The organism is Candidatus Mycalebacterium sp., assembly GCF_977828045.1.
On sequence record NZ_CDWCUL010000011.1, the window covers coordinates 79,196 to 102,813 of the forward strand.

Annotated in this window: 22 protein-coding genes and 2 pseudogenes; 17 read left to right on the forward strand and 7 right to left on the reverse strand. The window is 49.9% G+C overall.

Annotated features, from left to right (window positions below):
• Positions 1–2 precede the first annotated feature (2 nt).
• Genes metG through coaBC form a run of 7 tightly spaced genes read left to right on the forward strand, consistent with a single transcriptional unit; the run spans position 3 to position 6,502 of the window.
• Positions 3–1,547: a methionine--tRNA ligase gene (gene metG, locus ACY430_RS03650; protein ID WP_462137534.1), complete on the forward strand. Its 1,545-nt coding sequence runs from the start codon at positions 3–5 to the stop codon at positions 1,545–1,547.
• Positions 1,534–1,959 (forward strand): type IV pilus modification PilV family protein, encoded by a 426-nt coding sequence (locus ACY430_RS03655; protein WP_462137535.1) that lies wholly within the window; start codon positions 1,534–1,536, stop codon positions 1,957–1,959. Before metG ends, ACY430_RS03655 begins: the two co-directional genes overlap by 14 nt.
• Positions 1,943–2,587 (forward strand): PilW family protein, encoded by a 645-nt coding sequence (locus ACY430_RS03660; protein ID WP_462137536.1) that lies wholly within the window; start codon positions 1,943–1,945, stop codon positions 2,585–2,587. Before ACY430_RS03655 ends, ACY430_RS03660 begins: the two co-directional genes overlap by 17 nt.
• On the forward strand, positions 2,584–3,003 hold the full coding sequence (locus ACY430_RS03665) for a hypothetical protein (RefSeq protein WP_462137537.1): 420 nt from the start codon (positions 2,584–2,586) through the stop codon (positions 3,001–3,003). Before ACY430_RS03660 ends, ACY430_RS03665 begins: the two co-directional genes overlap by 4 nt.
• Positions 3,000–3,494 carry a GspH/FimT family pseudopilin gene (locus tag ACY430_RS03670; RefSeq protein ID WP_462137538.1) on the forward strand — a complete coding sequence of 165 codons (495 nt, stop codon included), beginning with the start codon at positions 3,000–3,002 and terminating at the stop codon, positions 3,492–3,494. Before ACY430_RS03665 ends, ACY430_RS03670 begins: the two co-directional genes overlap by 4 nt.
• A 51-nt stretch (positions 3,495–3,545) precedes the next feature.
• On the forward strand, positions 3,546–5,240 hold the full coding sequence (gene ilvD, locus ACY430_RS03675; RefSeq protein WP_462137539.1) for a dihydroxy-acid dehydratase: 1,695 nt from the start codon (positions 3,546–3,548) through the stop codon (positions 5,238–5,240).
• A gap of 41 nt (positions 5,241–5,281) precedes the next feature.
• On the forward strand, positions 5,282–6,502 hold the full coding sequence (coaBC, locus tag ACY430_RS03680; protein ID WP_462137540.1) for a bifunctional phosphopantothenoylcysteine decarboxylase/phosphopantothenate--cysteine ligase CoaBC: 1,221 nt from the start codon (positions 5,282–5,284) through the stop codon (positions 6,500–6,502).
• Positions 6,503–6,517: 15 nt separating this feature from the next.
• On the opposite strand, the gene bioF is transcribed toward coaBC, so the two are convergent.
• From bioF to ACY430_RS03710, 6 genes are all read right to left on the reverse strand, one after another.
• The gene (bioF, locus tag ACY430_RS03685) at positions 6,518–7,687 is read right to left on the reverse strand and encodes an 8-amino-7-oxononanoate synthase (protein WP_462137541.1); all 1,170 of its coding nucleotides are present in this window, start codon (positions 7,685–7,687) and stop codon (positions 6,518–6,520) included.
• A 6-nt stretch (positions 7,688–7,693) separates the two neighbouring features.
• Positions 7,694–8,194: an NUDIX hydrolase gene (locus tag ACY430_RS03690; protein WP_462137542.1), complete on the reverse strand. Its 501-nt coding sequence runs from the start codon at positions 8,192–8,194 to the stop codon at positions 7,694–7,696.
• Positions 8,187–9,083, reverse strand: coding sequence for a polyphosphate kinase 2 family protein (locus ACY430_RS03695; protein WP_462137543.1), 897 nt, complete (start codon positions 9,081–9,083; stop codon positions 8,187–8,189). The genes ACY430_RS03690 and ACY430_RS03695 overlap by 8 nt, the downstream gene beginning before the upstream one ends.
• Positions 9,084–9,186: 103 nt before the next feature.
• A complete protein-coding gene (gene bioA / locus ACY430_RS03700; protein ID WP_462137544.1) occupies positions 9,187–10,518 on the reverse strand; it encodes an adenosylmethionine--8-amino-7-oxononanoate transaminase in 1,332 nt (443 codons plus the stop codon).
• 28 nt (positions 10,519–10,546) lie between these two features.
• Positions 10,547–11,569: a biotin synthase BioB gene (bioB, locus tag ACY430_RS03705; RefSeq protein WP_462137587.1), complete on the reverse strand. Its 1,023-nt coding sequence runs from the start codon at positions 11,567–11,569 to the stop codon at positions 10,547–10,549.
• A 134-nt stretch (positions 11,570–11,703) separates the two neighbouring features.
• Positions 11,704–12,129 carry a GFA family protein gene (locus ACY430_RS03710; protein WP_462137545.1) on the reverse strand — a complete coding sequence of 142 codons (426 nt, stop codon included), beginning with the start codon at positions 12,127–12,129 and terminating at the stop codon, positions 11,704–11,706.
• A 71-nt stretch (positions 12,130–12,200) separates the two neighbouring features.
• On the opposite strand from ACY430_RS03710, the gene ACY430_RS03715 reads away from it, so the two are divergent.
• The 3 genes from ACY430_RS03715 (at position 12,201) to ACY430_RS03725 (ending at position 15,806) form a co-directional block, all read left to right on the forward strand.
• Positions 12,201–13,670, forward strand: a complete 1,470-nt coding sequence (locus ACY430_RS03715) for an aldehyde dehydrogenase family protein (RefSeq protein ID WP_462137546.1) — start codon at positions 12,201–12,203, stop codon at positions 13,668–13,670.
• On the forward strand, positions 13,670–14,467 hold the full coding sequence (locus ACY430_RS03720; protein ID WP_462137547.1) for an enoyl-CoA hydratase-related protein: 798 nt from the start codon (positions 13,670–13,672) through the stop codon (positions 14,465–14,467). The genes ACY430_RS03715 and ACY430_RS03720 overlap by 1 nt, the downstream gene beginning before the upstream one ends.
• 145 nt (positions 14,468–14,612) lie before the next feature.
• A complete protein-coding gene (locus ACY430_RS03725) occupies positions 14,613–15,806 on the forward strand; it encodes a Fic family protein (RefSeq protein ID WP_462137548.1) in 1,194 nt (397 codons plus the stop codon).
• Between the two features lie 69 nt (positions 15,807–15,875).
• Here ACY430_RS03725 and ACY430_RS03730 read toward each other — a convergent pair whose 3' ends face one another.
• A complete protein-coding gene (locus tag ACY430_RS03730; RefSeq protein ID WP_462137549.1) occupies positions 15,876–17,342 on the reverse strand; it encodes a DNA methyltransferase in 1,467 nt (488 codons plus the stop codon).
• A gap of 248 nt (positions 17,343–17,590) precedes the next feature.
• Between ACY430_RS03730 and ACY430_RS03735 the strand changes: the two are divergent.
• From ACY430_RS03735 to rplI, 7 genes and pseudogenes are all read left to right on the forward strand, one after another.
• Positions 17,591–18,545, forward strand: a pseudogene (locus ACY430_RS03735) (ribose-phosphate diphosphokinase).
• Between the two features lie 40 nt (positions 18,546–18,585).
• Positions 18,586–19,275: a 50S ribosomal protein L25 gene (locus tag ACY430_RS03740; RefSeq protein ID WP_462137550.1), complete on the forward strand. Its 690-nt coding sequence runs from the start codon at positions 18,586–18,588 to the stop codon at positions 19,273–19,275.
• 15 nt (positions 19,276–19,290) lie between these two features.
• Positions 19,291–19,854 carry an aminoacyl-tRNA hydrolase gene (gene pth / locus ACY430_RS03745; RefSeq protein ID WP_462137551.1) on the forward strand — a complete coding sequence of 188 codons (564 nt, stop codon included), beginning with the start codon at positions 19,291–19,293 and terminating at the stop codon, positions 19,852–19,854.
• Positions 19,855–19,896: 42 nt separating this feature from the next.
• A pseudogene (locus ACY430_RS03750) lies at positions 19,897–21,977 on the forward strand (sodium-translocating pyrophosphatase).
• Between the two features lie 124 nt (positions 21,978–22,101).
• Positions 22,102–22,638 carry a 30S ribosomal protein S6 gene (rpsF, locus tag ACY430_RS03755; RefSeq protein ID WP_462137552.1) on the forward strand — a complete coding sequence of 179 codons (537 nt, stop codon included), beginning with the start codon at positions 22,102–22,104 and terminating at the stop codon, positions 22,636–22,638.
• A complete protein-coding gene (gene rpsR / locus ACY430_RS03760; protein ID WP_462137553.1) occupies positions 22,635–22,877 on the forward strand; it encodes a 30S ribosomal protein S18 in 243 nt (80 codons plus the stop codon). The genes rpsF and rpsR overlap by 4 nt, the downstream gene beginning before the upstream one ends.
• An 11-nt stretch (positions 22,878–22,888) precedes the next feature.
• Complete coding sequence (gene rplI / locus ACY430_RS03765; RefSeq protein WP_462137554.1) at positions 22,889–23,617, forward strand: 50S ribosomal protein L9; 729 nt, start codon at positions 22,889–22,891, stop codon at positions 23,615–23,617.
• Position 23,618 lies beyond the last annotated feature (1 nt).

Below are 23,618 nucleotides of genomic sequence, written 5' to 3' on the forward strand. Positions count from 1 at the left end.
GAATGAAAGCGTATTACATCACAACCCCTATCTATTACGTAAACGACCTGCCGCACATAGGTCACGCTTACACAACTGTGGCGGCGGACGCGCTGGCGCGCTGGCGGCGGCTGCGCGGCGAACCGGTTTTTTTTCTGACCGGAACGGACGAGCACGGCAGAAAAATTGAGCAAACCGCCGAGCAAACGGGGGAAACACCAAAACAGCTCGCCGACAGGGTCGTGGAAAGGTTCCATTCGCTGTGGCAAACACTGAACATTGAAAATGACGATTTCATAAGAACCACCGAAGAAAGACACGGCAAATGCGCTCAAAAACTGTTCAAAGCCGCGCTTGACGCGGGAGACATCTATCTCGGCGAATACGAAGGTTGGTATGACGTGCGTGAGGAAAGTTTCATCACGGAAACACAGATGGAGGAAATCAATAAAATGCCTCCGGAGAAACGCCCGAACATTGAAAAAATCAAGGAGCCGTGTTTTTTCTTCAAACTTTCCGCGTATGAGAAACCCCTGCTTGAATATTACGACAAAAACCCCGATTTTGTGATGCCGAAAGAGCGAATGAACGAAGTCCGCAACTTCGTGAAATCCGGGCTGAAAGACTTGAGCATAAGTCGCACGACATTCTCGTGGGGTGTGAGAGTTCCGGAAAATCCACAGCACGTTATGTATGTCTGGTTTGACGCGCTGTCCAACTATCTGACCGCGGCGGGATTTGAATCGGACACGGAAAAATTCAAAAAAACCTGGCCCGCGAACCTTCATCTGGTCGGCAAAGACATCATCAGGTTTCACGCGGTTTACTGGCCCGCTTTTCTTATGTCCGCCGGAATTGAGCCGCCGCTCCGGGTTTTTGCCCACGGGTGGTGGACGGTTGAAGGGGAAAAGATGTCAAAATCTCTGGGCAATTCGGTAAATCCGGTTGAAATTGCGGACGAGTTCGGTGTTGATGCATTCAGATATTTTATGATGAGGGAAATTCCATTCGGAAAAGACGGCGATTTTTCACGCAAGTCTTTGGTTTCGCGAATTAATTCCGACCTCGCAAACGGGCTCGGAAACCTTGCGAGCCGGTCGCTTGGAATGGTTGAACGGTATTTTGAAGGTGTGGTTCCGGACGCGGGCGGTGCGGAATGCCGCAATTCCGCCGTAAAAGAATGCGCGGAAAATTGCGCTTCCGGTATTCCCGCCGCGATGGACGCAATCCAGCCCGGCAAAGCGCTTTCCCTTCTGTGGGAATTCATCGCCGAGGCGGACAAATTTGTTGAGGACTCAAAGCCGTGGGAAATTCATAAAAAAGGCGACACAGAAAAACTTGCGGTGGTTTTGTGGACACTTTGCGAATCGTTGAGAATTATTGCCGTTTACACATATCCGTTTATGCCCGAAACGGCGGAAAAACTGTGGAAAAAGCTGGGCTTTGAACAAACACTCGAAAACTCCCCCGAAAAATATCTTTCAACCGGGTGGGGAGTTTTTGCCGCGGGAGCCAAAGTCAAAAAAGGCGGCAACCTTTTCAACAGAATTGAAGATGTGGCGCGGTAAGAAAGGATTTACACTTCTGGAATCGCTGTTCGCCATGCTTATCGTCTCGGTGGGAGTGGCGGCGGCGCTTGAAATTCATTCGGCAACGCTAAAAAACCGCGCTTTTGGCCGCATCGCACTGGTCGCGGAGACTGGAATTGAATCTCTGATGGAAATTGACAGAGGACGGCTCGGAACCCTCATAAAATCCGGCTCGGCAAATCCGATTGAAGAGATTTTCAGCCACATTCAGGCTTCGGAACTTTCGTGTAAAAATCTGTCGCGACTGGACTGTGAGAAAATCGCGGAAAAATCCGGCATGGTCTGCCGCGCGCCCGAAACTACGGAAGGCGCGGTAAAAATAAAATACATCGCCTGCGTTGGAGAAAAATCGTTCAAAGGAGAGCAGTTCATCCGTGTTTCGCGTAAATAAAGAGCGCGGTTTTACTCTGCTGGAATTTCTTTTCTCCGCCGCATTGCTCGCGGTTTTAACCGTGGTCGGGCTTTCGGCGGTTTCAAAACAGTCAAAAACTCAAATATTTTTGAAAAACACAAGCAAAATGGACCATGTTGCCCATTCAATTCTCTCAATAATTTCCGATGAAATAAAAAATTCGGGCTCACACGGAAACGGGTTGCCGCCCATACGTTTTGTTGACGGCGGGAGAAAAATAAACAAGGACAGCCGGGAATGCGACCCGTTCGTCTCAAAAGAAGGAGGCCCGGACTGCATTACTTTTGAGAGTTTTTCATACGACGGGGAAATTGCGGTAAAAAAAAGTTTTTTTGTTGAAAGGAAACTTTTGAGAACCCGCAGCAGCGACAATTCAAGAAATCAGTCTCTAACGCCGAAAAAGGAGAATTTGCTGGTTGAGGATTTTCAAATCGGTTTTTTCACAAATTCGGGCGATGGTTTTCAAAACTCCGTTCCCGAAGGCGAAACTCTTGAAGCCGTAAAGGTAACGCTTACGCTGAAGTCGCCCGCCGCACTTCAAAATCCCGAAAATCCGTATGAAATTAAAACCTATTCGGTCGTGGCAAATCCGAGAAACATACGATGAAGAAAAACGGTTTTGCCATCATAATCGCACTCCTTATTTTGGCGACAATGTCTGCGGTTGCCACAGCGGGGTTTTTCGTTTCAGTCGCGGACTTAAAAATATCTTTTAACCGCATCGCGAGCGCCAAAGCCCTGCGAGACGCCGAAAGGGTTCTTGTCGAAGCGGAAATCAGCATGGAACAATGCCTCACGGAAAACGGTATTGAGGAGAACGGTATTGAAGAATGCGTTTCTGAAGTCGCTGACGAAGTGGCGGGCGCGAATGCGGAAAATCCGGGCGTGAATGAAACTTTTATACTTACCGCGTTCGGGCGTTCGGGCAATTTTTCAACTGAAATACAAGCGGTTTATTCCGCGCGAAACGGAAATATGATGATGAATTCGTGGTGGCGGAAATTAGAGCGGAAACCGCAATGAAAAACGGCGGATATTCACTTGTTGAGTTAATTTTTGTTCTCGCGATAGCGGCGGTGGTAGTCGGGTTATCTCTTCCGTTTCTTGTCCAATATGCGGAAAAATCCCGTTTTGAAAGCGCGGTGCAAAAGGTGGAGACCCACATAAGGCGGACAAAAATGCTTGCCATAACAAGTCATGAGCCGTACGCAATCTGCGTTCCACTCGGAAAAAAGACCCGGGGAAACAGGTGGAGATTTTTAACGGTCAAAGGCGGCGAAAATTGCGACCCCGCCGGCACGGCGGCTGAGGTTATTGAAAGCGCAATTCCATACAGGGTTTTTCAAAAAAGCGGAAAAATCGAAATTAGAAAAATAATTTTTACCCCCGTAGGAACCTCAGGCAACAAATCATTCTGCATTGAGAGCAAAAACCGCGACTACTGGAAAAAAATAACCATTTCCAATTTCGCGGTAATAGCCGTAACATCAAACTCCGAAAACCCGTGTAATTGACTGAAATATGCGGGCGTATATGCTTTAAAACTCTGTGGACCGGGAGTGATAATGGCAAAAAATAAAAACCCCAGACAGTTCTCTTCAATTTACGTTGAAGGTCCCGACCGCGCTCCCAGCCGTGCGATGCTGAGGGCGGTCGGATTCAAAGACAAAGATTTTTCCCGTCCCGTTGTGGGAATTGCCTCAACGTGGAGCATGGTAACTCCGTGTAATATGCACATTGATAAACTCGCAATCCGTGCCGGAAACGGAGCAAACCGCGCGGGCGGAAAAGCCGTTATTTTCAACACAATTACGGTCTCGGACGGCATTTCAATGGGAACCCCGGGAATGAGATATTCCCTTGTTTCAAGAGAGATAATCGCGGACTCAATAGAAACGGTCACGGCGGCGGAGGGTTTTGACGGACTTGTCGCGATTGGTGGTTGCGACAAAAATATGCCCGGTTGCATGATGGCAATCGCGCGCCTGAACCGCCCGGCGGTTTTCGTTTACGGCGGAACAATACTGCCCGGTTGTCATGACGGAAAAGATGTGGACATAGTGTCGGTTTTTGAAGCGGTCGGCTCTCACGCGAGCGGTGAAATAAGCGCGGGCAAACTAAAAAAAATAGAATCCGCCGCGATACCGGGACCCGGCTCGTGCGGTGGAATGTATACCGCCAACACAATGGCATCCGCGATTGAGGCGATGGGAATGAGTTTGCCGGGCTCATCGGCTCAGGTTGCGATCTCGCGCGAGAAAAACACCGACTGCGTGGAAGCCGGAAAAGCGGTTGTAAATATGATGAAAAAGGGAATTAAGCCGAGCAACATAATGACAAAAAAAGCGTTTGAAAACGCTATCGCAGTCGTAACGGCACTCGGTGGCTCAACAAACAGCGTGCTTCATCTTCTCGCGATGGCAAGAGCGGCAAACGTGAAACTGTCAATTGACGATTTCTCCAAAATAGGCAAACGCACACCCGTTCTCGCCGACCTGAAACCGAGTGGAACGCATATGATGGCGGATTTCTGCAAAATCGGCGGGCTGGTTCCCCTTATGAAAATAATGCTTAAAAACGGGCTTCTGCATGGAGACTGTCTGACCGTAACGGGAAAAACTCTCAGGGAAAATCTGCGCGGGGCAAAAAAATATCCCGCGAGCCAGAAAATTGTTTCCCCGCTCAAAAAACCGCTCAAAAAAGAGGGGCATCTGGTAATACTGCGCGGAAATCTGGCTCCCGAAGGCGCGGTGGCAAAAATAACGGGCAAAGAGGGAAACTCTTTTAGCGGTCCTGCGATTGTGTTTGATTCCGAAGAGGAAAGCATGAAAGCGATACTCGCCGGAAAAATTAAAAAAGGAAACGTAATTGTCATTCGCTACGAGGGTCCCAGGGGCGGGCCCGGAATGAGGGAGATGCTCGGACCGACCGCGGCGATGGTCGGCAGGGGTCTGGGAGGCGATGTCGCGCTTATAACGGACGGCAGGTTTTCCGGTGGTAGCCACGGGTTTGTTGTGGGACATGTAACGCCCGAAGCGGCGGTCGGCGGCCCGCTGGCACTTGTAAAAACGGGAGACAAAATCACCATAGACGCGAAGAAACGGGAAATAAACATCGCGGTTTCAAAGGCGGAATTGAAACGCAGAGATGCGCGCTGGCAAAAGCCCCCTCCGAAAGAAAAAACCGGAACGCTCGCCAAATACGCGCGGCTTGTGTCTTCGGCTTCGGAGGGCGCGGTAACGGATCTGGCGGATGCCTGAAACTTGCCCTTATCGCACCGTTTCTCTATATTTTTTACAATATGAGCGTTCTTAAAGACAAAAAAATAGTGCTCGGCGTAACCGGAAGCATCGCCGCCTACAAGTCGTGTGAAATCACAAGAGAGTTGATGCGGCGCGGCGCGCAGGTTCAGGTTGTTATGACAAAAAACGCCGAAAAGTTCATAACGCCGCTTACGCTTCAAACGCTTTCGGGCAGGAAGGCGGTTTCAGACCCGTTTGACCTTGAATGGGAATCGGAGATAGGACACATCTCGCTCGCGGACGGCGCGGACGCGGTTGTTGTTGCGCCGGCGACCGCTTCGTTCATCGGCAAAATGGCGGGCGCAATCGCAGACACCCTGCTCGGAGCCGTAATTCTCGCCACAAAAGCCCCGGTGATTGTGTGCCCCGCAATGAACGTCAATATGTATTCAAACCCGCTTGTGCGCGGCAATCTTGAAAAACTCATCAACGCGGGTGTTGTAATCGTGGGACCGGCGGAGGGAGACCTCGCTTGCGGATGGGAAGGAAGGGGACGGTTGAGCGAAACGGAAGAAATTATCGTTGAAATAGAAAGAGCTGTAACCCCTGATGACTTCAAAGGAAAAAAACTGCTGGTTACCGCAGGCGCGTCCCGCGAACACATAGACCCCGTGCGTTTCATATCCAATCCGTCAACCGGCAAGATGGGATGCGCCATAGCGCGCGCGGGTTGGTTGCGGGGAGCCGAGGTTGTTCTTGTGTCAGGCGCGGGCGCGGGCATTGATTTGCCCGGAATGCGGCGTGTGGAGGCAAAATCCGTTCAGGAGATGTTTGATGCGGTGATGGAAAATGTCGGGGACGCGGATTTTGTTATAAAAGCGGCGGCCGTGGGAGACTACGCGCCCAGGAAAGAGAAGAAGGAAAAAATCAAAAAAACCTCTAAAATAATGTGTCTGCAACTTGAAAAAACGCCCGACATTCTGGAAGAGGTCGGCAAAAAACTCGGAAAAAAATCCGTTGTCATCGGGTTTTCCGCCGAAACGCAGTCAATCATTAAAAACTCTCAAAAGAAACTGAAAAAGAAAAACGCCGACATGATTGTCGCCAACGACGTTTCAGCCGAAGGTTCGGGCTTTGGCACGGACACAAATCAAGCCGTCTTCCTGCGAACGAACGGCAAACCGGAAACCCTGCCGCTTATGACCAAAGACGCGCTCGGACATAAAATTCTGGACACCGCTCTGCGGATTTATGAAGAAAAAACGGAATTGGTAAAATAATGACAATTGACCCGTTTAACCCAACACCGCTTTTGCTTTTTCAAACGCTTTAATTGCTTTTTCAATATGCGTTTTTTCGTGTGTTGCCATAATTGACGCCCTTATTCTGCATCTTCCGGGCGGAACGGACGGCGGGCGGACGGCGGGAGTGTAAATGCCGTTTTCGCGCAAAACGGATGCGAATTTCATCGTATCATCGGGTTCTCCTATAAGAACGGGAACAATAGCGGACTGCGAAGGCAGAACTTCAAGACCGGTCTTTTTAAGACCCGCTTTAAACATCTCAACCATCTTCCGGAGGTGGGCTCGCATCGCCGCGTCGCGCTCTATAATTTCTATTGCCGCGAGCGACGCCGCAAGCGCGGACGCGGGTGGCGAAGTATCAAAAATAAAACTCCTCGCCCTGTTGCGTATGAACTCAATAAGTTTTTTGCTTCCGGCTATGTATCCGCCGATTGAGCCGACCGCTTTTGAAAGCGTTCCCATTGTAACGTCCACCCTGCTTTCAACGCCGAAATGCTCAGTCGCGCCGCTGCCGCGCTCCCCTAAAACCCCGGTCGCGTGCGCCTCGTCAACCATAAGCGCGCAATCGTGTCTTTCGGCGATTTCGCAAAGCGCGGACAAATTGGCGAGATCTCCGTCCATGCTGAAAACCGTGTCAGTAACTATCAATTTCACACCGCCGGATTTCTCCGCGGCGATTAAATCCTCCAAATGCCCGAAATCTAAATGACGGTAAATTCTGACTTTCGCGCCCGAAAGCGAGCAACCGTCTATTATTGAAGCATGATTGAGCTCATCGCTGAAAACCACATCACCCTTACCCGCGATTGCCGCAATTGTTCCGATGTTCGCCAGATAGCCCGAACTGAAAACAATCGCCGCCTCGGTTTTTTTGAAATCCGCGATCTTCTTCTCTAACTCGTGGTGAAGGTCGGTCGTTCCGCTGACAAGCCGCGAACCGCCGCTTCCCGCGCCGTATTTTTCAAGCGCTTCAGCTGCCGCCTTTTTCACTTCGTGATGCGTGGCAAGTCCCAGATATCCGTTTGAACCGAGAAGAATGTATTTTTTGCCGCCGATTAAAACTTCGGGAGTCTGCCCACTCTGCAGCTCGGTCAATTCACGAAAAAGCCCTTTTTCACGTATGGCGGAAATTTCGGAATCAAGACGGTAAAGCGGGTTCATAAGAAATCAGCCCGACGCTTTCGAAGTGCCTGAAAGGAATTTGTGCACTCCCCTCTCAAAAAAAACTTTTTTCCACAACGAGGACACATAGTCTATGCGGGGGCGCATCGCGTTCCTGTATGATTTAAAACTGTCCGGATGAATCCATTTGCATTCGGTTATATCTTCTTCCAACTGAGGTGAAAGACCCAGGCCGTTTCCGGTGTATTCCATGACAAACCACGTGGTTCTCTTTATGCAATCGCCGGGCTTGTAGGAAGCCAGATGCCATGTCTGGCACAGAGGACTGATTATCGTCAACAAATTCCGCTCAATTGAGGTTTCCTCAACAACCTCTCGCATCGCGGTTTCTTCGCGCCCGTCAGACTTCTCAAGGCGCCCTTTCGGGAGATCCCATTTTCCGCCTTTCGTAATGAACAGCACCTCACCCGAACCATTAACAACCAACCCGCCGGCGGATTCAATCTGCACAAGCCCCGCGGCTTCCATAAACATCTCCTCATTCATTAGTGTATTTCTCCTGATCAATCAATCCCGCGAGTATGGCATATTGTTTGGCGCTCAGTCCTTTGAAACTCACTCCTTTGAACTCAATTCCGTATTCAGTGTCCATCAATTCGTCCGTAAGAGGAACGAAGTTCGCCCTGTTGAGGCGCACCAGATAAAGCATGCAAGTGAGAGCCGCCTCGCGCTTTGAATTGGAGTTGATGACAACCCACGGAAGATTTTCCGAAGAAGTGCGCGAAAACATCTGTTCTTTGTATTCTGAAAAATGCTCCCACTTTTTCCGCGCCTTGAGGTCGTGGGAAGACAGTTTCCAGAATTTCAACGGGTCTTTCATTCTTTCATTGAAACGTACAAGCTGGGTTTCTATGTCCACCGAAAGGTAGAACTTCACTATCTCAATTCCCTGTCCCAAAAGATTCTCCTCCCATTTGAGAACCTTGTTCATGAAATACCTGTATTGCGATTTTGTGCAATACCCCATTGTGGAATGCACAAGGGCGCGCGTATACCACGAACGGTCAAAAAACACTATCTCTCCCATGCCCGGCATGTGAGCCGTATAGCGGCGGAACCAGTTTTTTGATTCCACGGGAGTTGGAACGCCCATCTCAACTATTCTGTAATGGCGGGGCATCATATGCTCCACAAACCGCTTGATTGTGGCGCCCTTGCCCGCCGCATCCCTGCCTTCAAACACAATCGCGAGACGCCGTTTGTTCTTCACAACGTCCTGCTGAATTTTTAGAAGTTCGTATTGAAGACGGCGTTTTTCGTTTGGATATTTAGCGGGTGAGATTTTCTCGTACGGGGTTTCTATACGGCGAATTCTACCTTTGAGTTTTCTATGCTCTGAAAGACCGTTTCTGAGTTTTTTTGCCGCTCTTATCACCTCTGTGCCGCCCCTTGAAAAATACGGAAAACTGCCTCGCCAAAACGGAAATGAACCGCCAAGCAGTATACATAAAAACGGCGGTTATGCATTTTCCCGATGGTTACGCGTCTTCGGCAATTTCCCTGACAGCCCTGTAAGTCGCCTTCATAAGTTTTTTCAAATCGTCCATCTCAATCCCCACCGGAGGCATCAAAACCACAATATCACCGAGCGGACGCAGTAAAACGCCGTAGTCCATCGCCTTTTCCGCGATCTTCCGGCCAATTTGCTCAACCGCGGGATATTTTTCCTTTGTGCGCTTGTCTTTTACAATCTCAATCCCCGCCATAAGACCCTTGTTTCTGACATCGCCAACATTCTTGATTGAGTTGAATTCTTTGAGTTCGTTCTCAAAAAATTCAATCTTTTCAGGCAGTTTCTCAAGTGTTTTTCTGTTTTCAAAAGCCGTGAAGTTCCCCACTCCCGCCGCGCACGCAAGCGGATTGCCCGAATAACTGTGCCCGTGAAAAAAGGTTTTGAACTCCTCGTAATCGCCGAGAAACGCCTCGTACACGCGCTCGGTCGTAAGCGTGGCGGACAAAGCCATGTATCCCCCCGTAAGCCCTTTGCCGAGAACCATCATATCGGGGCAGACATCTTCGTGCCCGCACGCGAACATCTTGCCGGTTCTGCCGAAACCCGTGGCGACTTCGTCCGCTATCAGCAAAACATCACGCTTGTCGGCAATCTCTCTGACTTTTTTAAGGTATCCCGGAGGCGACACAATCATTCCGCCCGCCGCCTGAACATACGGCTCAATGATTATCGCCGCAATTTCACCGGGATGTTCGGCGCAAATGCGGTCAATCTCATCGGCGCAGGCAACCCCGCACGACGGATAGGTTTTTGAAAGCGGACAGCGATAGCAATAATACGAAGGCGCTTTGAAATTTTCCGACAAAAGAGGCTTGAAAGCGGAGTGAAACATGTCTATCCCGCCGACCGACACCGCTCCGAGCGTGTCTCCGTGATAGCCGTTTTCAAGGAAAACAAACTTCGTGCGCGTCTCCCCCTTGTTTTTCCAATACTGAAACGCCATTTTAATCGCCACTTCAACGGCTGACGCCCCGTCCCCGGAGAAGAAAACCTTTGTGAGTTCGGACGGGGTGGCACGAACGAGTTTTTCAGCAAGGTCTTCGGCGGCGGAGTTTGAAAGCCCCAGAAGAGTGCTATGGCCTATGCTGTCCAGCTGGTTTTTGACCGCATCCTCTATTTCCGAAACGCCGTGCCCGTGAATATTCACCCACAGCGATGAAACGCCGTCTATGTAACGGTTGCCTTCGGAATCTATCAGGTACGAGCCCTCGCCCTTCTCTATCATAAGCGGAGGAGAATCCTCATGCTCTTTCATCTGCGTGAAAGGGTGCCAAATGTTGTTGCGTCTTGTGGACATGGTGTGAAGACGCCCCCCGGCGGGAGTTTTAGTTCGCTATATCGGTACGAACGGGCATTTGAAGGTCTTCAAGCATTTTGAGGTCTTCTTCGGGAGACCTTCCGGGTGTTGTGAGGTAGTTGCCAATTATCATCGCGTTCGCGCCCGCGAAAACACCCATTGATTGCAGGTCTCTGAGCGTTACCTCTCTGCCGCCGGAAATCATCAGAATTTTATCGGGAAGAACAAGCCGCCAGATGGAAATCATTCTTACCGCTTCAAGAGGCTGAATCGGCTCAAAGCTTGAAAACGGCGTTCCGGGACGCGGGTTGAGAAAGTTGATGGGAACCCAGCTCGGGTCAAGATCGCGTATTTCAAAGGCGAATTCAACCCGTTGGCGCGTGCTTTCGCCCATTCCGAGTATCCCGCCCGAACACAGATTCATGCCGACTTTTTTAACGATTTCCGCCGTTTGCACTCTGTCATCGTAGGAGTGTGTGGTAACGATGCTTGGAAAATGACTGCGGCAGGTTTCCAGATTGTGGTTGTATCTCCAAACGCCGTGCTCTTTAAGCAGAATCGCCTGCTCTTCGGTAAGTTCGCCAAGCGAGCAGCCGATTTTGAGGTTGGTTTCGCGCTTGAGCAGGTCAACCGCTCCGAGAACGCGCTTGAAAATGCGCGGCGTGGGACCTTTGGCGCTTATGACTATGCAAAAATCCATCGCGCCCATTGTTTCCGCCTGCTTCGCGGCCTGGAGGATTTTCTCGTCCGCCATAAGCGGATGGGCTTCAACGTCGGTGTCATAATGGGCGGACTGCGAACAGAACGCGCAGTCTTCAGGGCAGTTTCCGGTCTGCGCGGAGATGATTGAGCGCAGGAAAACGCCGTCCCCATGGTGTTTTTTCGTAACATCACGCGCAACGCACATAAGCTCGCCTATCGCCGATGAGGGAATTTCGGTAAGCGCAAGCGCCTCTTCAAAATCTACCTGCTCGCCGCGCTCAATAACTTTTTTATAGATGTTGTCTATGAGAGTGATTTCAGTTCCTCCGTCAAAGAAACAGGGGTTAATTTACAGGAAAAGATGGCGTGTTGTCAAAATCGGATGTGCTTAAAGAAGCGCGCCCTGTTGCGGTTTAATTCGCTCAGATAGTTTTATTTTTTTCTGCTGAAATATTGCCGAATCCAACAAAACAGATACTTCATTCACTCCTTTTCCGCGAACTTCGCGAAGCATTCTTCGCCGGTCATTTTTTCGGTTTCGTTTGAGAAATCGTAAAAGTCGGGTTTTTCGTCAACAAAGACTTCGTGGCTGAAACTGAACGGAATCCCGTCGCCGAAAAGTCCCACCGGCATCACGTGCATACCGTTACGCTTTATTCTGTAAAACAGGTGGCTTCCGCACTTGGCGCAAAAACCGCGCTCCGCCCAGTCGGACGAGTTGAAAACCGCCACATTTTCCGCGCCCTTAAAAGACACATCGGAGCCGCAGTTAATTCCCATAAACGGACCGCCGCCCCACCTTCTGCACATCTCGCAGTGGCACGCGCCGACCATCGGGCTTGCCTCGCTTGTCGTAAAACTCACCGCCCCGCAAAGACATTTCCCTTCCGCTTTAACCGTATCAGGCATAACCGTTCCTCCGCATTATGGTTTTACATCAACACTTACTACTATAAAATACCCGCTTGAAGGGAAAAACAATGCCTCCGGCAATCAAATGCAACCCGTTCATAGACGGACGCGAAACAAAGCCGCGTGCGGCGAAATATCTCGCGCGCGAAAATCCCGCCACGGAAAAACCTTTTGCCGAGGTTGCGCTTTGCGGAAAAACAGAAGTTGATGCGGCGGTAAAATCGGCAAGCCGGGCTTTTGAAAAATGGAAAAACACGCCTGCCGCCGAAAGAGGAAAAATCTTGCGGAAAATCGCCGAAACCCTTGAAAAACACGCGGACGAACTCGCCCTTATCAACACACGCGAGACCGGAAAACCGGTCAGGGAAAGCAAACTCGTGGAGATTGGCGGTTCGGTAAAAACCCTTGAATACTTCGCGGGGCTCGCCGTCAAAATCGGCGGCGAAACCATTGACGTTTCGGCAGATCAGACATCTTTCACGATAAAAGAGCCGATCGGCGTGGCGGCTCAAATTGTGCCGTGGAACTTTCCTGTTCTTCTGGCGTTCTGGAAAATTTCCGCCGCACTCGCGGCGGGGTGCGCGGTTGTGGTGAAGCCAAGCGAACTCACATCGGTCGCCTTAACAAAAATCGCGAAACTCTGCGTCCGCAAAGCGGGTCTGCCCGCCGGAGTTTTCAACGTTGTAACGGGCTCGGGCGCACAGGCGGGAGACGCTCTTTCACGGCACACGGGGGTGGCGAAAATCGCTTTCACGGGATCAACGCAGACGGGCAAAACCGTTATGAAAAACGCTGCGGACGATGTAAAACCGATCTCTCTTGAACTGGGCGGCAAGGCATCATGCGTTGTATTTGATGACGCCGACATCGGCGCGGCGGTTGAGGCGTGCCTGCGGGGCGGTTTCTTCAATCAGGGACAGAACTGCACGGCGGTTACAAAACTGCTTCTACATGAAAAAATCTACGGCAAGTTTATGAGCGCGTATTTGAAAAGAATCGCGAAAATCAAAATAGGCAACCCCGAAAAGCCCGATATGGAAATGGGCGCGCTCATTTCGCGCGAGCATCTTGAAAAGGTCAAAGGTTGCGTGGACCAAGCCGTGCAACAGGGAGCGCGGGTCGCCTGCGGCGGAGGCAGGCGGCGCGGAAAGGGTTGGTTTTTTGAGCCAACCGTTCTTGAAAAAGTCAGCCCGAAAAACATCGCGGCACAGACGGAAATTTTCGGTCCCGTGGTCGCGGCGATGAGGTTTAAAACTGAAACCGAAGCGGTGCGAATTGCAAACGACACGGAATACGGACTTGCCGGAGGCGTGTGGACAAGCGACACAAACAGAGCAAACCGGTGTGTGCGCGAAATCAAAGCCGGTTATCTGTGGGTGAACACCTACGGCGGAATCGTTCCGCAAACCCCTTACGGTGGAATCAAACAAAGCGGATTCGGAAAAGAACTCGGAGCCGAGGGGCTTGAAAACTACCTTGAAACAAAAACCGTCAACATCCGGACGGGCGGCGCGGCGCCGAAATGGTATAAAGGATAATGATGGCAAAGTTTGAGGATATAAAATATTCAAAATCAAAAGGTCGCGCGGTCATCACGATTAACCGCCCGCGCGTTCTGAACGCTTTTCGGGCGAAAACGCTGCGCGAGATGATAGACGCGCTTACAGACGCATGGAAGGACAACACGGTTGGCGTGGTGGTTATTACCGGAGCGGGAGACAAAGCGTTTTCCACGGGCGGAGACCAGAAGGTGAAAAAAACAAAAACGGCTAAAAGCGAAAATCTTCTCGGAGTCGGCGCGTATGTGGCAAAACTTCACTATCTCATACGGAACATTCCCAAGCCCGTTATCGCGGCGGTCAAAGGTTATGCCATTGGCGGCGGAAATGTGCTTCAAGTTGTGTGCGATTTGACAATCGCGGCGGAAAACGCCGTGTTCGGGCAGGTGGGTCCAAAGGTCGGAAGTGTGGACGCCGGATTTGGAACGGCGTATTTGTCACGGATTGTCGGCGAAAAAAAGGCGCGCGAAATGTGGTATCTGTGCCGTAAATACACCGCGCAAGAGGCGCTTGAAATGGGGCTTGTGAACGCGGTTGTGCCGACAGCAAAACTGAACGCCGAAGTGAACAAATGGTGCGATGAAATTCTTGATAAAAGCCCCACCGCCATCAAAGTGGCAAAATACTCTTTCAACGCCGACACGGACAGCATTTTCGGCATCTCACGCATGGGACTGAGCTCGCTTGAACTTTTCCACCTGACCGAAGAGTCAAAAGAAGGCGTTAACGCCTTTGTGGAAAAACGCGATGTGAATTTCGGGAAATTCAGGAAGTAGCAACAAACTGATAATGAGTTGATAATGAACCGATAATGAGTTGATAATGAAACTGTATCTATATTGTTTAACTTACTGATAATACACAAGAATTTTTTTAATGAGTTGACAACGAACTGACAACAAACTATTTTATGACCGCATTATGAGCGTCATAAAATACAACCAACCAACGGACTGGGTTAAATACGATTTAAACGAAATCGCCACTCCTCTTGCTGAAACAAAAGCGGCGATTGAAAGATTAAAAAGCCTTCCCCGCACACGAGATTACACGGAACAATGGAAAGCCGAGCAGTTGAGACGTGAAGCTGCGGGCACTTCAAGAATTGAAGGCGCAGAATTCACTGAAGATGAACTTGATAGAGCACTTAGTGAAACTGTGCCAGACAATGGACTGACTCACTCTCAACAGCAAGCAAGAGCAGCAGAGCAAACTTACAGACACCTTGCCGATTTGGAACTGGGCACTCCTTTTATCGGTTTAGTAAAGGAGATTCATCGCCATATTGTCAAAAACTGTGATGATGACCATTGCGAGCCCGGAGTTTTCCGCAGAAAAGATCGCAATGTTATTTTTGGCCAACCAAGCCATAGAGGAGCCGAAGGTGGAGAAAATTGTGAAAAATCTATCAAGAATCTTGCCGAGGCCGTATCGGGGAAATTCCGCGAACACGACCCGTTGGTTCAATCTCTCGCTGTCCACTACCATCTTGCCGCAATCCACCCTTTCGTAGATGGAAACGGCAGAACGGCAAGGGCAACAGAAGCATTTATGCTACGCAAAGCGGGATTACAAGAAGAAATTTTCATACCTATTTCCAATTTCTATTACGAAAATAATGCCGAGTATTTGAGGGTTTTGAGTGAAACGGCAAAGAAAGATGCAGATATAACTAGTTTTCTGAAGTTTGGATTGAAAGGAATAAACACTCTCTGCAAACGGGCTGAGGAAGAAGTTCTTTTACACATTCGCAAATCGCTTTTCCGAGAACGTATGAATGAGTTGTTCGGTAAACTTGAAAGTCCAAGAAAGCGTGTGATTGCCGAACGGCAAATGTCCATCCTGAATTATCTTCTTGAAAAAAACAAAGTAAATCCAGAAAACCTGTGGGTGGAAATGCGACAATACTATAGAGGTTTGAAAAAACCTATCGAGGCATTCATAAGAGACTTAACTAAGTTGGATGATTTACAATCCGTGGAAATTGAGGAGAACTTTACGGAAATCAAGATAAATCTCTCTTGGGCCGAGATAATGAGTATTAGAGAGTTCAAAGAGAAATTCAACTTGCTACCCAGAGCAAAATCTTACAGATTTCTGCAGGGCAAAAAGTGAAATATGCAGAAATGTTTCGAATATTATTGGAAAAACTGAGTCAGTTTTGGTAAGTTCAGGAAATGAGACCTACTCAACCCCCTCGTAAATAAGCCCCGCTTCACGCGCTTTTGCCATTGCTTGCGCTTGCGGCAAATCGCTTTTCAGTTTGTTGCAACCTCCGCAAAGAAGTTGGCGGTTTTCTATTTCATCGCCACCACCTTTTGACTTCGGATAGACGTGATCAACTTCAAAGTTGCGGTATTCAAACCAGCGCTTGCATATACCACATTTGCCTTCCTGCTGACCGTAAAGAATGTGCTTCATTGTTTTGTAATCGTGGAGTTTTCCCTTGTCCGTTCGTGTCGGCGGTTCGGTGCGGTTTATCAGTTTGCCGATTAGAGATTCATTGCCAAATTTCAAAGTGCCGAGAACCTCGTCCGTCATTCTTTGATTTACAAGATCAAACGCTTTCGGCGAAATATCAATGCCAACCCATTTGCGACCCAAAATCTCCGCTGCCACACAAGCCGTAGCACAACCGCAAAACGGGTCAAGAACAAAGTCGCCTTCTTTGCTTGACGCTTTAATTATGCGTTCAAGCAGAGCAAGCGGTTTTTGTGTGGGATAACCGACCCGCTGTTTTGCCTGAGCTGACAAATTAATATCCGTCCACAATGTTTGAACGGACATTCCAGGCATTTCGTTAAGATATTGCTTGAAACGAGGAATGCCTTTTCTGCTTATCTCGATGTAGTTGTTTTCATAGAGCAAATCCAGCCTTTCAGTAATTGACATTGTTTTGGCTTTTTCCTCGCCAACCAGAGCATTAACAATCCGTTTCGGAACTGACCAATGCCGCCCACTTTGCGAAGGTCTATATCCTTTCCATTCAGCATCAGATTCGCCACCTGATACGGACTGCCCTGTCAAAACTACCGACTGATACTTTCCTTTTTCGTCTTCTTTTTTGAAAAATTCTCTCACATATTCTTCCATGTATGGAACGTAAACCGGATTGAAATAAAACTCTTCGCTTTTTGAATAAAACAAAACCACATCGGTGTTTCTGCCAAACCTTTTCGGGTCATTATGGGCGTGGGTGCGCCTCCAAACAATCTCATTTTTGAAGTTATCTTTTCCAAAAACTGCGTCCATTGACAGTTTCAGCCAATGGCTCATCGTAGAGTCGCAATGCAGATAAACACTTCCCGTCCGCTTCAAAACTCTTTTCATTTCAAGCAAACGGACAGCCATAACAATCAGATATGACTTGTATGCCTTTCCGCTAATATCTCCTGCGGTGTTGATTAAAAGGGCAAGCGCGGAACATTTCTCTGAAATCTCTCCGATTTGTTCGTTTTTAATATCATCCATCGTCCAGGTGTCTTTGAATTTTGCGCCCGCCGCTTTGCTGCCAATAGCCGCGCCGAAAATCCTGTTTTTATTGAACGGCGGATCAAGATAAATCAGGTCAATGCACTCGTCATTGAATCCGCGCAGAATATCAATATTGTCCGCCGTCCACATCGTGCGGTTTTTGAAGTTGGGGGTCATAATCAAGGCGCCGGGCCTTGATTTCCGTCTAACCATACAATTAGAGGTCTGTTTTATTTCCCGCGAGGGTCTTGTATTGAACAGAGACCCGACTTTGCGGGTTGTATGGAAAAACGGAAATCGATATTCATTTTAGCAGTAGAAACTTGCCTAATCAACCTCCAACCCTCTTGCATAATCCCCTCTTCCGTCTATAATTACGCACCCTGCCTTTTCGGCGGGTTTTTTGTGGCTTTAAGAGGGTTCAAGTGTCCGATTTAGACGAAACTGTCAAGGTGTTCAGCGGGAGTTCCAATGTTCCGCTTTTTGAGTCGGTGTGCGAAAAAATCGGCGTCAAACCGGGGCAGATAAATCTGCACAGATTCAGCGACGGTGAAATCTACGCCGAGATTGTGGAAAGCGTGCGCGGGGCGAATGTGTTTGTGATTCAGTCCACCTGCCCGCCCGTCAATGAAAACCTGATGGAACTCCTGATAATTATAGACGCCCTCAAACGCGCGTCCGCCGCTTCAATCACTGCCGTGATGCCCTATTACGGCTACTCGCGGCAGGACAGAAAAGTCAAACCGCGCGGGCCTATTTCAGCAAAACTGATTGCCGACACGGTTGTCAACGCCGGTGTGAAGCGCGTGATGACGATTGACCTGCACGCGGGGCAGATACAGGGCTTTTTTGATGTTCCGGTTGATCACCTCTACGCGGCTCCTTTGATAATTAACTACCTGAACAAAAAATACGACGGGCAGAACGCCATTGTAGTTTCACCGGACGCCGGAGGAATGGAGCGTGCGCGGTTCTACGCCGACAAAATGGGCCTTGAAATCGCGATGACCACAAAAAAAAAGAACCGCCCCGAACGTGGCGGACGTTGATTACATAATAGGAGACGTCAAAGACAGGCACGCGATAATCATTGACGACATGGTTGACACCGCCGGAACGGCCACTCAAGCCGCCGAAATTCTTATGAAAGAGGGCGCAAGCAGTGTTTCGTTGTGCTGCACGCACGGCATTCTTTCGGGTCCGGCAATTGAAAGAATCAACTCCTCGCGCTTTGAAGAAGTTGTGATAACAAATACAATCGCGCAGGAGGAAAAAGTGAAAAAGTGTGATAGACTGACCGTCTTGTGCATGGCTGAGTTGATAGGGGAATCAATTCGGAGAGTGGCAAAAGGAGAGTCCATAAGCCCCCTTTTCAATTGATTACATTCCGCGCAAAACTTCACTTCAGAGGAAAAAGAGAATGGAAAAAAGCAGTTTAACAGTCAAAAAAAGAGAGCGAACCGGAAAAATCGGGGTCTCAAAAGTCAGAAAAGACAAAATGATTCCGGCGGTTATTTACGGAAGCGGAATTGACTCGGTCAACATTGAGGTCGCGCCCGAGGATTTGAAAAAAGCGCTCGCAACCGACTTTGAGAGAAACACACTTCTTGAAATCAACATTGAAAACTCGGACGTCCGCCCCGCTCTGTCAATCCTCAAAGACGTGCAGAAAGACCCGATGACGGGCAAACCCAAACATCTTGATTTTCAGTCCATAGACCCGAACAGAACCATCAGGGTTGATGTTTCAATGGATTTTGTCGGCAAATCGCAGGGAATGAAGGACGGCGGAATTCTTGAGCCGCTTCAAAGGTTTTTCAAAATCAAATGCCTGCCTGAAAACATACCGAGCAGGATTGAAGTGGACATCACAGAGCTGGAAATAGGAGGCTCTCTGCGCGTGGGAGATCTGGACTTCGCCGAAGGCCTTGAGGTTCTGAACAATCCTGATGACCCCGTTGTTATGGTAATCGCCCCCAGAGCCGCAATCTCCGAAGCGGCGGCGACAACCGCCGAGGATGAGGAAGGAGCCGAGGGAGAAGAGGAGGCGACCGAAGAGGGCGCGGAGGGAACCGAGGAGACACCCGAAGAAGGTGGTGAAAAGGAATAAGCGGAGACGCGCACGGTGGCTTTTATCATCGTTGGTCTTGGCAATCCCGGATTGCGCTACAACCGCAACAGACACAATGTCGGTTTTATGGCGGTTGACAAGGTCGCGGAAAAAATCGGAATTGAGATTTCAAAAAAGGATTTCGGAGGAAGTTACGGAAGTGGTTTTCACGGAGATCTAAAACTGATTATGTTCAAGCCCGAAACCTACATGAACAACAGCGGAGACCCGGTCAGACGGATAATGAATTTTCACGGCATTGAGAAAACAAACCTGGTGGTCGTGCATGACGAGGTTGACTTGCCCGTCGGACACATTCAAGTAAAATGGGGTGGCGGCAGCGCGGGGCATAACGGAATAAAATCGGTGATTGAAAGCGTTGGAAGCGAGTTTGCAAGGCTCAGAATAGGAGTTGGGAAATCAGCAATCGGCAGGGAAACCGCAGACCACGTTCTTGAAAATTTCAGCGAAGAGGAGTCCGGCGCAATTAAGGATTCAATAGAAAAAGCGGCGGACGCGGCTTGCGAAATAGCATCTGAAGGCGCGGAAAGCGCGATGAACAAATACAACCGGACCTGAAAAAAACTTTGAAAAAAACACCAAATCAACGGAGGAAGGGAAATGTTTGATGTCAACACGGCGGGAATTGCCGGAGCAGTTGTCGGAGTGCTTGTTCTGCTCTACGCATATGTTGTTTACAGGGATCTGAAAGCGATGCCCGTCGGAAGCGACAAAATGAAGGAAATATCCGAAGCCATTCACGACGGGGCGATGGTTTTCCTTAAAAGGGAATACAGAATTATTTTCATATTCGTGGTCGCAGTTTTCGCTTTTGTAACCTACGCGATAGGCTGGCAGACGGGTGTGGCGTATGTCGGCGGAGCGGCATGCTCGGTGCTTGCCGGATTTTTCGGAATGAAGTCCGCCACAAAAGCCAATGTGAGAACCGCGCAGGCGGCGGCAAGCAGCGGTCAGGGTAAAGCTCTTGAAGCCGCTTTCAAAGGCGGAAATGTTATGGGGCTTTCGGTCGCGGGGCTCGGTCTTCTGGGGCTCGCAGTCACTTTCATCGTTCTTTCCGGCGAAGGAAAACCGCGTTTTTGCTGAAGTCATCGGCGGTTTCGCCATGGGCGCCAGCACGGTCGCGCTTTTTGCCAGAATCGGCGGCGGAATCTATACAAAAGCGGCGGACGTGGGAGCCGACCTCGTTGGAAAAGTTGAAGCGGGCATTCCCGAAGACGACCCCAGAAATCCGGCGACAATCGCGGACAATGTTGGAGACAATGTGGGAGATGTTGCGGGAATGGGAGCCGACCTGTTTGAATCCTATGTCGGCGCGGTAATAGCGACCGTGGTCATCGCGGCATCCACGAATTTTGTATCTCTAAACGGCGCGGCGGTTGGCACTTCGATTTTTATGGCTATTCCGCTCGGTTTGATACTTCTCGGAAGTCTGTCATCGCTCGTCGGGGCGCAATCGGTCGGGTGGCTGAAAAACTATGAGCCGCAACTTGTGCTACGGTGGTCAACCATCATAGCGGGCGTTGTGTATATAGGGCTGTCTTTCGCGGCTCTGCTGTTTCTTGCGAACGGCACCTCTTTGGACATGAGCGGTTTTTACGGTCTCGGCGACGCGGGCGCGGTTGTGTCAATCAGCGCGATTGGGATTTTCCTCGCTGCCGTTATGGGTCTGTTTTCAGGCGTTTTAATAGGGCGCATAAACGGAGTACTACACCTCTGCGGACCCGGTGAGAAGAATCGCCGAAGCGTCCGAAACAGGGGTGGCAACAAACATCATTGAGGGGCTCGCGGTCGGAATGTACAGCGTGGCGGCTCCGGTCGCTACAATAGCGATTGCCATAGGAGCCTCTTATTACTGCGCGGGGCTTTACGGAATCGGCATAGCGGCGGTCAGCATGCTTGCCACAATCGGAATGACGATGTCCGTTGACGCCTACGGACCGGTCGCGGACAACGCGGGCGGAATCGCGGAAATGAGCAGTCTCGGTGAGAATGTGAGAAAAATCACGGACAAACTTGATTCTCTCGGAAATACAACCGCCGCGATTGGCAAAGGTTTCGCAATCGGGTCGGCGGCACTTTCCGCTCTCGCGCTTTTTGCGGCTTACGTGAACGCGGTCGGGCTGTCATCCATAGACATCTCACAGCCCAAAGTCGTGATGGGAATGCTGATTGGCGGAACGATACCATTTCTAATTGGCGCTCTCACGATGGGCGCGGTCGGAAGGTCGGCGCAGAAGATGGTTGAGGAAGTGAGAAGACAGTTCAGGGAAATAAAGGGAATCCTTGAGGGCGAAACGAAGCCGGATTACTCAACCTGCGTGAGTATCAGCACGGACGCTTCCCTGCGCGAAATGATTGCACCAAGTATAGTCGCCGTTGTCGCGCCAATCGCGATAGGGCTGTTGCTCGGCAAGGAGGCGCTCGGCGGATTTCTCGCGGGCGCGGTTGTAACGGGCGTTATGCTCGCCCTGCTTATGGCTAATTCGGGTGGCGCGTGGGACAACGCAAAAAAATACATAGAGGAAGGAAACCTCGGGGGCAAGGGCTCTGAAGCGCATAAAGCCGCCGTTGTGGGAGACACAATCGGAGACCCGTTCAAAGACACTTCCGGACCGGCGATGAACATTCTCATCAAGCTTATGTCCATAGTTTCCCTTGTCGTTGCTCCCCTGATGCTTTGATGGGGGCGCCGGAAATTTTGAACAAACAGTTTGTGTGTTATAATACGAGCCAAGACACTTTCTTGCCTGTTCCCGTGCGGAATGGTGAGCGGCGCGGGCGCAAGACCGAAGCAGGAGGAAGAAGTTGACCGACAGATTTAATTTTTACGAAACCTTTTATGTGGTGCGTCCGGATTTGGACGGCGCGGAGTTATCAACGATTCAGGAAAAACTCTCCGGCGCGTTGAACGACAACAAAGGGGAAACCATCAGAGACGAAAAATGGGACGAGCGCGATCTTGCCTATGAAATACATGGCTACAGGCGCGGCACATACCATATCCTCACATACAAAGCGCTTCCCGGCGTTGTCTCGGCGATTGAGAAGCATCTGGGTTTTCACAAAAGCGAAGTGATGAGATTTATTACGGTCTCGGTGGATGAGGACCAGGCGCACGGCAAACAGCCGGAAAAACCGCCCGCAGAAGAGCCGAAAAAAGAAACTCCCCGCAGCGAACAGCACGAAGGACGGCAACGGCACGCGAGCGGCGCGGGTTCCGAATCAGGATCGCAAAAGTTCAAGGCGCCGGATTCGGCCGCGCGTGATGAAAAAACCGAACAAACCCAATTGCCGGAAACCAAAGCGGAGCCCGCAAGCGATGAAGGAGAGAAAAAACAATGAGGAACCAGCAGAGAAGGCATAACAGAAAAAGAGGAAAGAAAGTCCGCAATCTCGCCAAAGAGGGCAAAAGGATTGACTACAAAGACACGGAACTTCTTTTGCAGTTCATCACGGAAAGGAAAAAAATTATCTCCAGACGGGGAACCGGTTTGAACGCCAAGGAGCAGAGAAGAGTGGCAACTGCGATTAAACGGGCGCGATTTATGGCTCTTATTCCATACACCACACTTCACAAGTAGGAGCGCGGGAAATGAAAATCATACTTACATCGGACATTGACGACATCGGCCTCGCGGGAGAGGTTAAAACCGTCAAAAATGGTCTTGCAAGGAACTACCTCATTCCCAGCAAACTCGCCATAGAGGCAACTGAAACAAACCTGCGCGACTGGCGCAAGAAACTTGAAGTGCTGAAAGAGAAGCGCGAAAAAACCATTGCGGATGCGCAAACGGTTGCGGACAAAATTGACGGAACCATCATAGAAATAGAGACAAAACTCAGTGACGGCGAAAAAATGTTCGGCTCGGTAAGCGTTCATACCATCGCCGAAGTCCTGAAAGAACGGCACGGTCTTGATATTGAGAAACGAAACATACTGCTTGAAAAAAACATAAAATCCATCGGCAGATTTGAAGTGCCTGTCAGAATCAAGGCACACATAAAAGCGTCCGTAATTGTGCAAATTACGGCTGAGGAAGACGAAGAATCTCTCGCGGAGATGCAAAATACCGAAGAGCAAAACGCCATGCAGACCGAAACCGAGCAGACTGAAACCGGGCAGACCGAAACTGAGCAGACTGAAACTGAGCAGACCGAAACCGAGCAGACCGAAACCGGGCAGGCCTCGGAAGCACAAAGTGAAGAAGAGCAAAGTGAAGAGCCGCAGGGCAAAGAAGCGGAAACGGTTGAGGAACAAACTGAGGCGGAGACGGAGGAAATACCTTCCGCCGATGAAGAAGAAAGCAAAGAGGAGGCGTAAA